Source organism: Sulfurihydrogenibium yellowstonense SS-5 (assembly GCF_000173615.1).
Classification (GTDB): Bacteria; Aquificota; Aquificia; order Aquificales; family Hydrogenothermaceae; genus Sulfurihydrogenibium; species Sulfurihydrogenibium yellowstonense.
This window is the reverse complement of record NZ_ABZS01000009.1, coordinates 1-16,009: the sequence shown is the minus strand read 5'-3', so window position 1 is coordinate 16,009 and position 16,009 is coordinate 1. Positions and strand designations below refer to the sequence as shown.

The following is a 16,009-nucleotide window of genomic DNA, read 5'->3' as shown; positions in this document are numbered from 1 at the left end:
AATTTTACATTTACTTGGCTATGACCATGAAACAAACGAAGAAGATGCAAAAATAATGTTTGAATTGCAAGATAAAATTTTTGACAAACTTACCTGCGAGCTAAAGCGCCCATAGAAATTAAAGCGTTATATACTTTAAAAGCATAATCCCTTCTACCGTTATAGCGCCATATTGCTTCCCATGTAAGCCCGTATCTCAAAATATTTTCTTTTAGAATATAAGCCGAAACCATTATGTTATTGCAAGGGTTTAACAGCTGCTGCGGTCTTAAGCCCAGTCTTTTAATATTTCCTACATTAATCTGACCTACGCCAACATCATAGTTGTATCCATTGTCATGTAAATATTGAAGATATGTAGCTGCCTCTTCTACAGATTTAGGATTTATTACTTTAACAGACCTTCCATTTTGATTAATATTTATAACCCACGGTCTAAATCCAGATTCAACCTTTGCTATTGCTACAAGAATTTGATAAGGTATATCATATTGCATGGCTGCTCTAATAAAGCATTCTTGATAGGGCACCTCAGCAAACGAAATTCCTATTGTCAAAAGTATAGTTATTAATATTTTTCTCATCATCTTATCCATCTTATATGTAATTTCGGCTGTTTTGAAAAATATTTTAACATAGAAATGCGAAATAACTTTATTGACATATCGGAAAAATTATGATAAGATGTTTTCCGTAATAAAATTAAAGGAGGATTTAATATGAAAAAGGCTTTTCTTTCATTTATTACTTTGATTATTTTCACAATCACATCAAAAGCAGCTGAGATCACAGTTTACGCTGCTGCGGATTTGACCTATGCATTTGCAGAAATTGAGAAAGTTTATGAAAATAAGTTTCCAAAAGACAAACTTAAAATCATCTACGGCTCATCCGGTAAAGGATACACACAAATAATAAATGGTGCTCCTTACGATATTATCTTTTCTGCTGATATGGGATATGTTGAAAAGCTAAAACAGCAAGGTTATATAATTTCAGAGGTTAAACCTTATGCTGTTGGAAGAATAGTTTTATGGACATTAAAAAATAGCGGTATCGATGTTTCAAAAGGAATTAACGCTGTCTTAGACCCAAAAGTAAAGAAAATAGCTATTGCAAATTGGGAGCACGCTCCTTATGGAGTTGCGGCAAAAGAGTGTTTAGAGCATTACAAACTCTATGATAAAGTTAAAGACAAGCTTGTTTTAGGGGAGAATATTAGTCAAACAGCCCAGTATGTTGAGACAGGCGCTGCCGATGTTGGATTTATAGCGTTATCTATTGCTAAAAGTGATAAATTGATGAGAGAAGGAGTCTATTATCTGCTACCGGATACCTGTCATAAACAAATATTGCAAGGAGTGGGAATCTTGAAAAATGCTTCATCAGACAAAGAAAAATTAGAAACAGCAAAAAGATTCTTTGATTTTATGAGCACGCCGGAAGCAAGGAAGATAATGATAAAGTACGGTTTTGTTTTACCGGGAGAAAAAGATTGAATAGAGTTTTTGGAAAGATTATAAAAATAGATTATAAAGATAATTTCTCTGTTGTTGAGGTAAATACTAAGCTTGGGAATTTGTTTGCGATAGTTTTAGAAGCTCCGGAAACGGCAGGCTATCTTAAAGAAATGAAGTCTGTTAACCTGATGTTTAATCCAACAGAACTTTTGATATTTAAAATTAAGGATAAAAACTTGTTAAACATGTTTGATTGTGAAATCATAAAGGTTGAAAAAGGAAAGCTTTTATCAAATATTTTATTAGAAAAAGATGGAATAAAATTGGAAAGTTTGGTTTTGACTAGACAAGTGGATAGATATGATTTAAAAATAGGAGATAAGGTTTTTTGTCATATAAAACCTGCAAGTATATTTTTTGAGGTAGTTTAAATTTGGATTTTTTGGAGATTATTAAGCAGATAGATTTTGAGCCATTTTATCTAACGTTTAAGCTTGCATCTTTAACGACCATTATTTTATTTATAATTGGCATTCCGGTAGCATACTTTATAGCATATTCAAAATCTAAGTTTAAATCTTTCTTTGAGGCAGTTATTGCACTGCCTCTTGTGCTACCTCCATCAGTTTTAGGGTTTTATTTACTATTAATACTAAGCAGAAATGGATTTCTTGGAAGTTTTTGGGAAAAATATTTTGGACATCAGCTTGCTTTTCATTTTGAGGGAATTTTGATAGCTTCAGTAATATTTAGCTTTCCTTTTATGGTTCATCCATTGGTTTCTGGATTTAAAAGTATTGATAAAAGTTTGATAGAAGCATCTTATACCCTCGGGAAATCTAAACTAAAAACGCTTTTTAGAGTTATTCTTCCTAACATAAAGCCGTCAATTTTAAGCGGCATAACATTATCCTTTGCACATACTGTTGGTGAGTTTGGGGTTGTTCTAATGGTTGGTGGTAGTATAGACGGAGAGACAAAGGTTGTATCAATTGCAATTTATGATGCAGTAGAAAAGTTAGATTATACATCTGCACATATTTATTCAGCAATTCTTTTTGGATTTTCGTTTTTTATTTTGCTTTTGGTTTATATGTTTAATGGTTCAAATAAGAAGTTAAACATGAGACGTGATACGTGAAACGTTATTTAAGCTATCACCGTTTCTATGAAACATCTTACTTCTTACATCTTGTATTTCACTTCACATAACCCACCACACGGTTCAGATGGAACAAAGAAACTTTTGAAGTTAAATCTGACCCAGTTAACTTTCTAACCCACACGGTTCAGATGTAACTTAAACGTGAGAAGTAAAACGTGGAACGTGAAACGTAAAAAGAATTTAAATCCGTCTCACATCTCACGTCTCACATTTCACCTCTTACATAACCCACACGGTTCAGATGTAACATAATTTCAGTAGAGTATAAAGCAAGTCTGTGTCCGTCTTTCTAACCCACACGGTTCAGATGTAACCTTATCAGGATTGTTTTAATAATTGTGTTTTTAAAACTTTCTAACCCACACAGTTCAGATGTAACTTTATTTTTTTTGAAATTAAAGAATATATAAATGAACTTTCTAACCCACACGGTTCAGATGGAACCAGAGTCTTCACCTTCAATTTGAACATCCTTATTTCGACTTTCTAACCCACACGGTTCAGATGTAACAATCTTATTTAGCTTTTATAAATACGGTTCAATCTTACTTTCTAACCCACACGGTTCAGATGTAACTTACAGGTGCATCTGATTTTATTGAGATTGCAAGGTCCTTTCTAACCCACACGGTTCAGATGTAACTCAATGATGATTCCATCAGATTAGAGTCAGACACAGGTCTTTCTAACCCACACGGTTCAGATGTAACGCTCCGTTTTTGGTATTATAGGTAGTATAGATGGTGCTTTCTAACCCACACGGTTCAGATGTAACCAAGTGCAAGTTATATGGCAAATGAAGCAAGTAAGACTTTCTAACCCACACGGTTCAGATGTAACGCATCAGACCCAACTACAACAAGAACTGTGATTGTCCTTTCTAACCCACACGGTTCAGATGTAACTAATTGGGACTTCAAGATGGTTGGATAAATCTACTGCACTTTCTAACCCACACGGTTCAGATGTAACTTTTTGATAGATTTTGAATTTTGAGTTGATAAACAACCTTTCTAACCCACACGGTTCAGATGTAACTTACCTGAATTGGGAAACAGGCACAGGCAAGACCATCTTTCTAACCCACACGGTTCAGATGTAACAATTATGGGGAGTTAAATATAGTAGAGGAAAATATCTCTTTCTAACCCACACGGTTCAGATGTAACTTAAACGTGAGAAGTAAAACGTGGAACGTGAAACGTAAAAAGAATTTAAATCCGTCTCACATCTCACGTCTCACATTTCACCTCTTACATAACCCACACGGTTCAGATGGAAGGCTTAGATGTAGATGTTGACAATCCTTATAAGCTATCTTTCTAACCCACACGGTTCAGATGGAACAGAATATAATTTTATTAAGATTAACTACACACTAAGCTTTCTAACCCACACGGTTCAGATGGAACTTTTCTTTCTCTTTGCCTCTGCTAAAGTCTTCTCACTTTCTAACCCACACGGTTCAGATGGAACGCACACTGTGGACAGAGTCCTGGTGCCCTACAAAAAACTTTCTAACCCACACGGTTCAGATGGAACTCCCCTTAATTTGTCGGATTTTATTCCCGCAAAGAACTTTCTAACCCACACGGTTCAGATGGAACCTTCTAATTTTATATACCTTTCTATATCTTCAGAACCCTTTCTAACCCACACGGTTCAGATGGAACTCAACAACAGTTGCTCAATAACGCCATCGAGAAAGACTTTCTAACCCACACGGTTCAGATGTAACTGAAACAAGCTGATTAATTTGGTCTTGAGGAATAGGCTTTCTAACCCACACGGTTCAGATGTAACATTGAGCCTAGTTACAGCCCATTCAAAATTATTTTACTTTCTAACCCACACGGTTCAGATGTAACTTCCTTATCTGTTGTCTCAATCAGTCTGTCTTCAAACAACTTTCTAACCCACACGGTTCAGATGTAACATATATATATCTATTTTTTTTCTTTTCTCACTTTCTAACCCACACGGTTCAGATGTAACAAGGTTGTCAAAAAAAACAGCTTCATCATTAATCTTACTTTCTAACCCACACGGTTCAGATGTAACGAAGGGTTATATTTTTGCTACACTTGGTATTGACCTCTTTCTAACCCACACGGTTCAGATGTAACTAAGATACTGATAGAAAGGTATCTTGAGAGACTGAAACTTTCTAACCCACACGGTTCAGATGGAACATTTTATATCTACATAAACCGCCCTGTCTAATTTCGCTTTCTAACCCACACGGTTCAGATGGAACTGAACCTCGTTTTATAGTTAACAATGTAGAACTAATCTTTCTAACCCACACGGTTCAGATGGAACTTTTCAGTTTCAACACAGAAGACTAAAATATATAACACTTTCTAACCCACACGGTTCAGATGGAACGCAATGCATTAACTACGTAGTCAAACAAGGCGACAGGCTTTCTAACCCACACGGTTCAGATGGAACAAGAAGACAAATTAATACTGCTTGCTTTAAATAATGTCTTTCTAACCCACACGGTTCAGATGGAACTATCCACCACCCGGAACTGTTTTAAAAATTCCAATCTCTTTCTAACCCACACGGTTCAGATGGAACCCTGTTATAGGTATAACTTTATATTCTTTACTCAAAACTTTCTAACCCACACGGTTCAGATGGAACTTAGAGCTATCTTGAAAAGTCAAAGATGTTGTTAAATCTTTCTAACCCACACGGTTCAGATGGAACTTGGATCAAATCCAATCCAACACCGAGACAAGATAAACTTTCTAACCCACACGGTTCAGATGGAACAATATCAAAAGATTTTGAAGGACTATTATCTAAAAACTTTCTAACCCACACGGTTCAGATGGAACTTGCACCAGTTTTCTGTGAGTCTCCTTCTGTTGCCTTTCTAACCCACACGGTTCAGATGGAACCCGCTAAATTTTTAATCAAAAATAAAATCGCTTATATCTTACTCTATCAATATTCTAATAACCATTATACCAAATTTTTAAAAAACCTGCAAGTTGAAGTTTTTTGCAGCAAACCTCGATATACAGAAAATATATTATTATATTTTATCCTTTAACTTCCTATCACAAGCCAACTGCCAAAAACCCCAAACTCAGAAGCCCGCTGCAAATATCACTTTTTAACTTGCCGATCTCAAAAAATTTTAAAATAAAAAACTTCAAATTTTCAAAAATTTAAAAGCTAAAAAATCTAAAATCAAAAAATTTAATTTAACAAGTACTTACATTCACTTTTCAAAAAAATCCCTTTCAAACCATCACTACACAAGCTTAAATCAAACATTAAAAAATAAAATTACATTACCAATACCTTAGCTTTACTGACTATTAAATCATCTCACCAAGCAATTAAACAATCAAATAAAAATCATTAAAATATTGATAAACCAATCTCCAACGTCTCACATCTCACGTCTCACGTCATCACGTAAAACAAGCTTGTGCGGGCTAACCTATTCAATTGCCAAGGTTCAGTAAAAAAATTAATAAAAAGTTAATTATAATATACAAAAAAATTTTCTACATGTCAAGCAGAAAATGAAAATGCTTGCAAAATTCTTACAAACTTATCTTTCCATGCCATCCTGAACGTAGTGAAGGATCTCCTCTTTTGATTTTTGATTTGAAAAGAAAAAATGAGATTCTTCGCCGGCTGCAGAATAGCAATTTTGATTTTTGAGCTTAAAAAAATGTTTGATAACCAATTATACAAAAAAGGCGAGCCGTGAAGCCCACCATTTTGATTTATATTAATAGGTTCTTTCTTGTGGTTGATATTTTGTGATTCTTACTTCACAGTATTCTACTTTTGGACCATCAGGTGTGTAGTAAGCTAAGCTGTGTTTTAAGAAATTCTCATCATCCCTGTTTGGATAGTCTCTTCTTGCGTGAGCACCTCTGCTTTCTTTTCTTAACACTGCTGTTGTTGCAATAGCCTCAGCAAGGTCTAAGAGATATCCAAGCTCTATGTAATTTATAAGTGCTGTATTGAAAATTCTTCCGCTATCACCCGGAGCAAGGAGTTTGTATCTTTCTTTTAACTCTTTAATTTTTTCTATAGCTTCAAGCATTGGTTTTTCTTCTCTAAAAATTCCAACTTTATCCCACATTGTTTGAGCAAGCTCAATTCTGATGTTATTTATGTTTTCTTTGCTTTCTTTTTTAAGAAGTTGTTCAATTTCTCTTCTTGCTCTTTCTTCTTCTGCTTTTAAGTTAAAGTTATCTGCTGATTTGCTTCTTGCATACTCAACTGCAGCAGCTCCAGCCGGTTTTCCAAATACTACTAAGTCAAGTAAAGAGTTTCCGCCGAGTCTATTTGCTCCATGAACAGAAACACATGCACATTCGCCAACCGCAAACACACCATTGACGCCCGTCATACTTGTTTTATAGTCTCTTACATCAATGCCACCCATAGAGTAGTGAGCTGTTGGTCTAACCGGGATTGGCTCTTCTATTGGGTCAACACCCTCAAAGTCTATACATAACTGTCTAATCTGAGGAAGTCTTGATTTGATTTTTTCAGCTCCAAGATGTCTAAGGTCAAGGTGAACGTATGCCATCATTCCTTCACCCCAACCTCTACCCTCAAGGATTTCTGTCTCTATAGACCTTGCCACAAGGTCCCTTGGAGCAAGCTCCATCTTTTGTGGAGCATATCTTGCCATAAATCTTTCACCTTTGTTGTTGATTAAATATCCACCTTCACCTCTTGCACCCTCTGTAACAAGTATACCGGTAGACCTTAGTCCTGTTGGGTGGAATTGAACAAACTCCATATCTTTAAGCGGAATGCCTGCTCTGTAGCAAATAGCCATTCCATCACCGGTTGAACCAATAGCATTCGTGTTTCTTACCCAATAAACCCTTGCATAACCACCTGTTGCAAATATAATAGCTTTTGCTTTTATTGCATGTACTTCACCACTTCTTATATCTATAGCTATAACACCTTTGGCTTCGTTGTTATCTATGATCAATTCTGTTACAAACCATTCGTTTAAAAATTCGACATCGTTTTTTAAGCATTGTTCGTACAATGTATGTAAAATTACGTGACCTGTTTTATCTGCTGCGTAGCATGTTCTTGGAAATCCAGCACCGCCGAAAGGTCTTTGTGCTATTCTTCCATCTGGCAATCTTGAAAATGGAACTCCTAAGTGTTCTAATTCGTATATTCTTTTTGGAGCTTCATAACACATAAATTCTATAGCGTCTTGGTCTCCAAGATAATCACTACCTTTTACAGTGTCAAAAGTATGAACTTCTGGACTATCTGATGGGTCGACGTTTGCAAGGGCAGCATTAATTCCGCCTTGGGCTGCACCTGTGTGAGACCTTGTTGGATAAACTTTTGTAATAACTCCTACTTTAACATCTTTTGCTTTGCTTGCTTCAAGTGCAGCCATTAATCCAGCTCCACCAGCTCCAACTATTAAAACGTCATAGCTTAGCATTTTAGCTCCTCCTAATAAAATAAAACAATGTTTTATTATAAAACAATATAAAAATATTTTCCAGTAGTTTTTATGTAAGATAGAAAGCATTTGAATATGAAACTGCTTTAAAATTCAATCAAGCCTAAAAAGTAATTATTTTTATGATTATCTTTATAAAGTTAAAGCAAAGAATCCTTCCTGCTTTCTTATCTATTTGCTTCTTACTTTTGAAAAATGAACATCTTTTGGAGAGTTCCCCTTTGTATAAGACTGCTTGCAAAAATCTACATCGTCATTTGCAGCCACGGGAAGAGTCTCATTTTTATTTTTAATAAAAAGCATTAAAACATGAAGACTGTTCCAAAAATCAACATTGTCTTTCTGCAGCCGGCGAATAATCTTGACCCAAAGATGTCATTCTGAGCGAAGTGAAGAATCTCATATTTTTCTTTTCAAATTAAAAAATCAAAAGAGGAGATCCTTCGGACTTACGTCCTCAGGATGACAGGGAAAGGTTAAATGGTAACCACTAGAAAAAGAGCGATCTAGTCGTCATCGTCATTCTGCATCCATGGGAAGAATCTCATATACTTTTATTAAATCTCTTACCTGACTTATAATCCTCTATTTATGTAAAAATCTATATTCAGTGCCTTTTAACAATCTATCTAAATTATCTTTATGTTTAAGGATAATAATCAATCCAATGATGAACGCTGCGTAAGTATAATAAATATTATTTTCTATAAAATTAATAATAACCCAAGAAATACTTGCTGATAACATAGATGCAAGAGATACATAACCGGAAACAAGAAATACGCCAAGCCAAAACATGATAACAATTAACGCAGCTTTGAAGGATAAAGCAAGTAATACACCGATAGCCGTTGCAACACCTTTCCCACCTTTAAACTTTAAGAAAATTGAAAAACAATGTCCGATAACAGACGCTATAGCAAGTAATGAAACAAGTTTTGTATCAAAAATGTACTTTGCGATATAGATAGGCAGAAAACCCTTCAACATATCCAAAATTAATACTAAAAGTCCTGCCTTTTTACCCAAGACTCTTGTAACGTTTGTAGCACCAATATTTCCGCTGCCTTCTTTTCTAATATCTTTTCCAAAAAGCTTGCTTATAATTAAGCCAAAAGGGATTGAGCCAAGTAAGTACGTGATGATTAAGTATACGATAAAATTTATTTCCATGCTTTTTCCTTATAAAATATCATGAAATACTCAAACCCTGAAACGTAGGCAAGGAATATAGATATCCATAGGGTAATTTTCCCTAATTCTACAAAATTTATAGAAAGTAAAAATATTGCTAAAAGCTGGATGGATGTTTTTAACTTTCCTAAGAAATAAGCAGGAACTACAATTCCTTTGTTTACCAAAACACTCCTAACCCATGTTACAAGCATTTCTCTCGCTATAATTAAAAAAACTTCAAAAGAATTTACAATATGCTTCTCTACCAATGCTACTAAAACCGATACTGTAAAGATTTTATCAACTGCCGGGTCTAAAAGCTCACCATGCTTTGTTACATCGTTTGAAGCTCTTGCAATAATTCCATCTAAATAATCAGTTAAAATGGCGACAATTACTAAAAGACCAGATAAAAAATAATTGTCTTTCAATATAGAGTAAATCAAAAATGGAATTATAACCAATCTTGATAGTGTTACTAAATTAGCAAACCCTATATTCAATCCCTTTTACCCTTTCTTACCCAAGGTGGAATTTCTAACTCATCATAAGATAAAGATTCGGATGTAAATTCTTCTTTTGGTTTTATCTCTTCAGTATATGAAGCTATTTCTCTCTTTATAGGCGGCTCTTTTTTCTCTATTATTCCGGATGGTCTTGTTTTTAAAGAAGGCTTAGATTCCGATTTTCTCTCATCTTCAAAATCTGTCGCTATTACAGTAATTTTGATTTCATCTTCTACATCATTTATGATTGATGCACCAAATATAATGTGTGCTTCTTCATGGGCAAGCTCTCTAATTTGTGAAACAGCCTCATTAACTTCCATAAATGATAAATCCGGACTAACTTCTACATTTATGAGCAATCTTTTTGCTCCTTGGATGGATGTTCCTTCTAATAACGGGGAGCTTGTTGCAGTCATTACAGCTTCTTCTATTTTATTTTCACCTTTTCCGGAGCCAACACCAATTAAAGCTTTGCCCGCATTTTCCATTACTGTTTTAACGTCAGCAAAGTCAGGGTTAATCAATCCCGGGACTAAAATTAAATCAGTAATTCCCTTTACAGACCTATAAAGTATATTGTCAACAAGCTTAAAAGCATTAGCAAACGATACATTTTTACCGGCTACTTGTAATAATCTATCGTTATGGATAACAAGATAAGTATCAACTCTTTCTTTTAGCTGCTCTAATCCTTCCTCTGCGATTCTTTGTCTAACTTTACCTTCAAAGCTAAAAGGTTTTGTAACTACAGCTACAGTTAAAATACCCATTTCCTTAGCTGCCTGAGCTATAACCGGACTTGCACCTGTACCTGTTCCACCACCAAGTCCGGCTGCTATAAACACCATATCAGCTCCTTCCATAGCTTCTTTGATTTTATCTAAATTCTCCAATGCGGCTTCTCTACCAATTTCTGGCTTTGAACCGGCACCTAACCCTTTGCTAATGCTCTCTCCAATGTGAATTTTATTTGGAACAGGAAGGTAGTTTAAATGTTGCAAATCTGTGTTAACTATATATAATTCAACATCTTGGAGTCCTTCTTGATACATCCTTGCTACTGCATTGCTTCCCCCACCACCTACGCCAAAAACTTTAATTTTAGTCGGATTTTTTGCATCATAATTTATCTCCATCTTAAGCTTCCTCCAAGCACTTAGAAAAGATTCTTTATTTTATCAAAAAACTTTGTGAAAGTATCAGATATATTGAAATTAAACATTTCACTACTGTTAGACCCTACATGTTTATCTTTTAAGGCAGAAGCCGTAAACTGTAGGCATCCTATCACTGTTGCGTACTCTGGACTGTAGAATTTTTCGTTAAATGCCTTAAATTCTTTTGGCTTTCCAATTCTTACATCTTTTTCAAAAATTTTTTCTGCAAGATGTTGGATATAAGGAGTGTTTGCTACTCCCCCGGTTAAAACAATGCCTGCATTTAACCTATCATAAAGTCCGGTTTTTTCAAGCTCTTTTCGTAAAATTTCAAACATTTCAGTTAATCTCCATTCTATTGTTTCTACAATTTCATACTTTTCTAATTTGATTGTTTCTTCATCTTCTCTACTTTTAACTTCAACAACTTCATTAAATTCTACAAATTCTATTGATGCAACTCCATACTGTTTTTTTATGTTTTCAGCAATATCTTTGGATATTTTAAATCTAAAAGATATATCTTTCGTTATGAGATTTCCGCCAAGAGGAATAGATTTTACTGCTTCAAGATGACCATTTTTATATACCGCTATGTCGCTTAAGCCACCGCCAATATCAATTATTGCAACGCCGAGGTCCTTTTCTTCTTCATAAAGTACCGAAGTTGTAGATGCTATTGGATTGACAACTATATCCATAACTCCAAGACCACTTTGCTCAACTACTTTTTTAATATTGCTAATAGAATTAACCTTGCCTGTTATAACATTGTATTCTCCGGATATTTTACTGCCAATTAGACCAACAGGTTCATATACTATCTCATCATCATCTAAGACAAACATTTTTGGGATAATATGCAAAATTTGAATATTGTCATTTTTAAATTTTTCAGATATTTTTTCTATAAGTGCGTTTATATCATTTTGGTCTATTTCTTTGTTGGATGAAGAAAAGCTTATAAAATCTTTTTCATTTTTTGATTCAATGTGAACTCCCCCGATATTTAAGACAACTGAGCTTATTCTAAATCCAGAGTTTGATTCAGCTGTTGCAACAGCTTCTTTTATTGATTTTATAGCTTCCGAGGGGTTTACTACTGCTCCTTTTTCAATACCTTTAGACAGTGTCTCTCCAAAACCTATTATATGTAGTTTTCCAGTTTCATCTAAATCACCAATTACTGCAACAGTTTTATAACTTCCTACATCAAGCGCTACAAAAGTTTTACTTTTACTCATTTCGTTTCCTCGTTTAATTTTTTTACTATTACCATTTCGTCAAAACTAAAATTTAGATAAGTATAATCCTTTATGTTTTTATTTGCTAAAAATATTTTAGCTTTATTTAGGCTATCATCAAGTTCATCTTTTGAAAACACCAATATTTTTCCATCGCCCGTTTCAGCTGCTATTTGTGATTTTTGTACTATAAATTTAGAAAGCTGATAATCTTTAAAATTTTCCATAATCTTCTTGATTTTTAATACATCGCTTTTTTGAAATTTACTATCGTTATAGTATATATTCACAAGGTTTAACAAATTTGAGATATCTGTTTCGTATATATTTCCTTCTTCATCAACGGTAAAAACTTTACTGCCTTGAATTATATTAGCAAATGGTCTCTTCTCTTCTACTACCATCGTAATTTCGCCAAGATTTGGCTTTAAGATTTTTATGTCTTTAATAAATTGATATTTTTTTAATTTTTCTTTTAATCTATCTTCTGAGATAAATATCCAATTTTCTGTTTTAAAAATGTTTTTTAAATCGTTTTCTGATAATTTATCAGTTCCAACAACGTTTACTCTCTTGATTGCTACTATATCTTTTACAATTGGCAGAGTTGGAGCATAGTAGCCAAGTAAAGCGCACAAAATAAGCCATACTGAAAAAAGCCCAAGTTTTTTCATCTTTTTAAACTGTTTTTTATTATTTTTTCTACAAGCTGGATGAATGTGATTCCTCTTGCCAATGCAGCCTTGGGAAGTAGACTAAACTCTGTCATTCCGGGAATTGTATTTACTTCTAGCACATGTGGATTGTTATCATTTTCTAAAATGATATCAACTCTTGCAGGTCCTTTGCAATTTAAAAGTTTATAAACCTTATGTCCTAAATCTTGAATGTTTTTATACACATCTTCATCTAATTGAGCTGGACATATGTACTGAGTTTTTCCTGTAATGTATTTGTTATTAAAATCATAAAAGCCTTCTGATACAACAACCTCAACAATATCAAAAACTTCATCATCAAGTATGCTAACTGTTAGCTCCCTTCCTTTGATAAACTTTTCTACCAATACTTTATCATCAAGGTCAAATACTTCTTTAACAGCATTTTCATACTCTTGCTGATTGTTTACTATATAAACACCAATGGAAGATCCTTCCGTTGGAGCTTTTACGACTACTGGAAAATCTGGTCTATAATTTAAAGCCTCTTTTTCTTCTGTGAAAAATATCCAATCTGGCGTTGGAATACCAAAGTTTTTCAAATACATCTTTGTTAGCACTTTATCCATTGCTATGACGCTTGTTTTCATATCTGACCCTGTGTAAGGAATGCCAAGAAATTCTAAAATAGCTTGAATTGTGCCATCTTCTCCGCCTTTTCCGTGCAAAACTATAAATGCTAAATCTGGCTTATACTCTAAAATCTCTTTTATAAATTTATCTCTTTCTATTATGTCAAATACTTTGTAAGTATATCCGAGCTGGTTTAAAGCTTTTTCTACCGCTTTTCCACTTTTGATAGAAATCTCCCTTTCTCTTGAATATCCACCGTATAAAAGTGCGATTTTAATCAATGATTTTAACCTCTCTTTCAAGATTTATCCTAAATTCATCTGATATTTTTCTTTCGGCAAGTTCTAAGAGTTTTATTAGGTCTTTAAACTCAGCATTTCCATAATTTACAAGAAAGTTTGCATGTTTTTCAGAAAATCCTATATCGTTTATTCTATAACCTTTTAAGCCAACTGCTTCAATCAGCTTGCCGGCATATGTTCCCGCTGGATTTTTGTAAGTTGATCCGGCTGTTGGTAGATCAAGGGGTTGCTTACTGTTTCTATCAAGCAGATGGTTTTTTATAATCTCTGATATGTTTTTATCACTTTTTCTAAGTTTTAGCTTCACTTTATAAACAAAACCTTCGTTTTGAAATTGAGAGTATCTGTAAGAGTATTTAATCTCGTCCTTCTTTGAGTGATTTAGCCGTCCTTCTCTGTCTATCCACCAAACCTCTTCTATTAAATCAAAGATTTCGCTTCCGTAAGCTCCTGCGTTCATTGCAGTTGCCCCGCCAACGGTTGCAGGAATGCCGGATAGGTTTTCAAATCCTTCAAGGTTGTACTTTTTTACTACTGAAACTATGGTTTTAAAGCTTACGCCGGCTTCTGCCGTGATGTAAAAAATATCGTTTTGATTTTCTATCTCATACTTTTTTAGATTCTTAGAATGGACAAAAACTTTATTCACAACTCCATCGGAAAAAATTAGATTGCTTCCAATTCCAAGTGGATAGATGTTATCATACTCTTTAATTAAAATAGAGATTTCTTTGTAATCTTTTGGAAAATATACAATCTTTCCTTTTTCGCCAACTTTTATAGTGCAAAAATTCCTAAGGTCTATATTTTCTTGATGTTCAATCGTTTTTAAAATCATTTAATATATTTTCTACGATTTTTTCATCACTGTCAAATATCGCATATTCTTTGATTTTTTTGCTTAAACTTTCTAGGTCTTTGTTAAAAGTATCTTCTAATGCTCTCTTTAAAACTTCTTTACTTAAATCTTTTTCTTCAATCAATTCACACAAGCCTAGATCTTTTAGCCATTTTACGTTGTAATACTGATGGTTTGATGCTGCATAAGGAAATGGAATAAAGATAGCGTATTTGCCAAAGCATAAAATCTCGTTAACACTACTTGAACCACTACGAGAAATTACAACATCTGCAGATGTGTAAAGGTCTTCCATGTTGTCAACGTACTCATAAACTGTAAGATTTTCTAAATTTGGTACTTCTACCTGCCATTTTCCTTTTATAAGGATGAATTTAATATCTTTCATTTCTGAAGCTAAGGATATTGTGCTGTCAGAAAGTTTTTTTGCTCCTTGACTGCCACCTACAACCAAAACTGTTTTCGTTTGGTTTGGCTTATATACATAATTTTTAGCTCTTTCTATGATGTTTTTTCTTAGAGGCATACCTGTTAAAATTGTTTTCTTTCTGTTAAAATACTTAGATGTAAGTTCAAAGGTTATAAAAACTTTTTTAGCAAAGTAAGATAGAATTTTATTTGAATAAGAAGGAATGGAATTTTGCTCATGTATGTACAAGGGCACTCTTGCTAAAAAAGATGCAAGTCCAAGGGGTATTGACGTATAACCACCAAAGCAGATTGAAAAATCCGGCTTTTCTTTTTTTATCTGTTTGTAGACTTTAAAGGTTGTTGATAGCAGGCTAAAAACTCCTTGAATTTTACCAATGATAGATTTTCCTCTTACTGCTCTCATTGGATATAAAATTTTTTCATCAGCCGGAAAATCTTTTTTGCTTTCTATTCCATTTGTAGTTCCGATGTATGTAATGTTAAATCCTTTTTCTTTCAGGTTTTCTGCAACGGATAAAGCCGGGTAAAAGTGACCACCTGTTCCACCGCCGGAGATAAAAACTTTTTTCATCTTAAGTCCTTTGAATGAAGTTTATTTTGTTAGGCTCTTTTGAAATTCTTAGTAGAATTCCTATATACAAGAAGTTCATGATCAATGAAGAACCACCATAACTTATAAATGGTAGCGTAAAACCTGTTGATGGAAAAAGGTTTAAGGTTACAAATATATGAAACAACGCGTTTAAAGTGATAATATACGTTATACCAAGTCCAAGTGTTTGGACAAAAATATCATCTTTGCTTAAAGAGATTTGTATTCCTCTTATTAGAATAATGATATATAAAGCTAATACAAAAAAAGTGCCGAAGATGCCGGCTTCTTCGCCAATCAGAGCAAAAATATAGTCTGTGTGAATTTCTGGCA

15 protein-coding genes and 2 CRISPR repeat arrays are annotated in these 16,009 nt (G+C 33.9%); of the genes, 4 read left to right on the top strand and 11 right to left on the bottom strand.

Features of this window, described 5'->3' with window-relative positions:
- Position 1: 1 nt before the first annotated feature.
- Positions 2–115, top strand: coding sequence for an rRNA maturation RNAse YbeY (locus SULYE_RS07970; RefSeq protein WP_232178518.1), 114 nt, complete (start codon positions 2–4; stop codon positions 113–115).
- On the opposite strand, the gene SULYE_RS00790 is transcribed toward SULYE_RS07970, so the two are convergent.
- Complete coding sequence (locus SULYE_RS00790; RefSeq protein WP_007545591.1) at positions 90–587, bottom strand: lytic transglycosylase domain-containing protein; 498 nt, start codon at positions 585–587, stop codon at positions 90–92. The genes SULYE_RS07970 and SULYE_RS00790 overlap by 26 nt on opposite strands.
- Positions 588–719: 132 nt before the next feature.
- Here SULYE_RS00790 and modA point away from each other — a divergent pair, with 132 nt between their 5' ends.
- From modA to modB, 3 genes are read left to right on the top strand one after another with little or no spacing between them, the layout of a single operon-like run.
- Entirely contained in the window at positions 720–1,499 is a 780-nt protein-coding gene (gene modA / locus SULYE_RS00785) for a molybdate ABC transporter substrate-binding protein (protein ID WP_007545590.1), read from the top strand.
- Complete coding sequence (locus tag SULYE_RS00780; protein ID WP_007545589.1) at positions 1,496–1,891, top strand: hypothetical protein; 396 nt, start codon at positions 1,496–1,498, stop codon at positions 1,889–1,891. The genes modA and SULYE_RS00780 overlap by 4 nt, the downstream gene beginning before the upstream one ends.
- Positions 1,892–1,893: 2 nt before the next feature.
- Positions 1,894–2,601 (top strand): molybdate ABC transporter permease subunit, encoded by a 708-nt coding sequence (gene modB / locus SULYE_RS00775; RefSeq protein ID WP_007545588.1) that lies wholly within the window; start codon positions 1,894–1,896, stop codon positions 2,599–2,601.
- Positions 2,602–2,844: 243 nt separating this feature from the next.
- Positions 2,845–3,794: a CRISPR direct-repeat array (repeat unit 29 nt; unit sequence CTTTCTAACCCACACGGTTCAGATGGAAC).
- Between the two features lie 83 nt (positions 3,795–3,877).
- Positions 3,878–5,537: direct repeats of the CRISPR family, unit length 29 nt; unit sequence CTTTCTAACCCACACGGTTCAGATGGAAC.
- A gap of 848 nt (positions 5,538–6,385) precedes the next feature.
- On the opposite strand, the gene sdhA is transcribed toward modB, so the two are convergent.
- From sdhA to SULYE_RS00725, 10 genes are all read right to left on the bottom strand, one after another.
- Entirely contained in the window at positions 6,386–8,092 is a 1,707-nt protein-coding gene (gene sdhA / locus SULYE_RS00770; protein ID WP_007545583.1) for a succinate dehydrogenase flavoprotein subunit, read from the bottom strand.
- 606 nt (positions 8,093–8,698) lie between these two features.
- Complete coding sequence (gene plsY / locus SULYE_RS00765; RefSeq protein ID WP_007545581.1) at positions 8,699–9,286, bottom strand: glycerol-3-phosphate 1-O-acyltransferase PlsY; 588 nt, start codon at positions 9,284–9,286, stop codon at positions 8,699–8,701.
- Positions 9,277–9,792, bottom strand: coding sequence for a CDP-diacylglycerol--glycerol-3-phosphate 3-phosphatidyltransferase (gene pgsA / locus SULYE_RS00760; protein WP_007545580.1), 516 nt, complete (start codon positions 9,790–9,792; stop codon positions 9,277–9,279). The genes plsY and pgsA overlap by 10 nt, the downstream gene beginning before the upstream one ends.
- Positions 9,789–10,934 carry a cell division protein FtsZ gene (gene ftsZ, locus SULYE_RS00755; protein ID WP_007545579.1) on the bottom strand — a complete coding sequence of 382 codons (1,146 nt, stop codon included), beginning with the start codon at positions 10,932–10,934 and terminating at the stop codon, positions 9,789–9,791. The genes pgsA and ftsZ overlap by 4 nt, the downstream gene beginning before the upstream one ends.
- A 20-nt stretch (positions 10,935–10,954) precedes the next feature.
- Positions 10,955–12,199 (bottom strand): cell division protein FtsA, encoded by a 1,245-nt coding sequence (gene ftsA, locus SULYE_RS00750; RefSeq protein WP_007545578.1) that lies wholly within the window; start codon positions 12,197–12,199, stop codon positions 10,955–10,957.
- Positions 12,196–12,873 (bottom strand): cell division protein FtsQ/DivIB, encoded by a 678-nt coding sequence (locus tag SULYE_RS00745; RefSeq protein ID WP_007545577.1) that lies wholly within the window; start codon positions 12,871–12,873, stop codon positions 12,196–12,198. Before SULYE_RS00745 ends, ftsA begins: the two co-directional genes overlap by 4 nt.
- Positions 12,870–13,772, bottom strand: a complete 903-nt coding sequence (locus SULYE_RS00740; RefSeq protein ID WP_007545576.1) for a D-alanine--D-alanine ligase — start codon at positions 13,770–13,772, stop codon at positions 12,870–12,872. Before SULYE_RS00740 ends, SULYE_RS00745 begins: the two co-directional genes overlap by 4 nt.
- On the bottom strand, positions 13,765–14,631 hold the full coding sequence (gene murB, locus SULYE_RS00735) for a UDP-N-acetylmuramate dehydrogenase (RefSeq protein ID WP_007545575.1): 867 nt from the start codon (positions 14,629–14,631) through the stop codon (positions 13,765–13,767). Before murB ends, SULYE_RS00740 begins: the two co-directional genes overlap by 8 nt.
- Positions 14,612–15,655 (bottom strand): undecaprenyldiphospho-muramoylpentapeptide beta-N-acetylglucosaminyltransferase, encoded by a 1,044-nt coding sequence (murG, locus tag SULYE_RS00730; RefSeq protein ID WP_007545572.1) that lies wholly within the window; start codon positions 15,653–15,655, stop codon positions 14,612–14,614. The genes murB and murG overlap by 20 nt, the downstream gene beginning before the upstream one ends.
- 1 nt (position 15,656) lies before the next feature.
- Positions 15,657–16,009 (bottom strand): FtsW/RodA/SpoVE family cell cycle protein (locus tag SULYE_RS00725; RefSeq protein WP_007545571.1); only part of this gene is annotated, 353 nt, incomplete at its 5' end.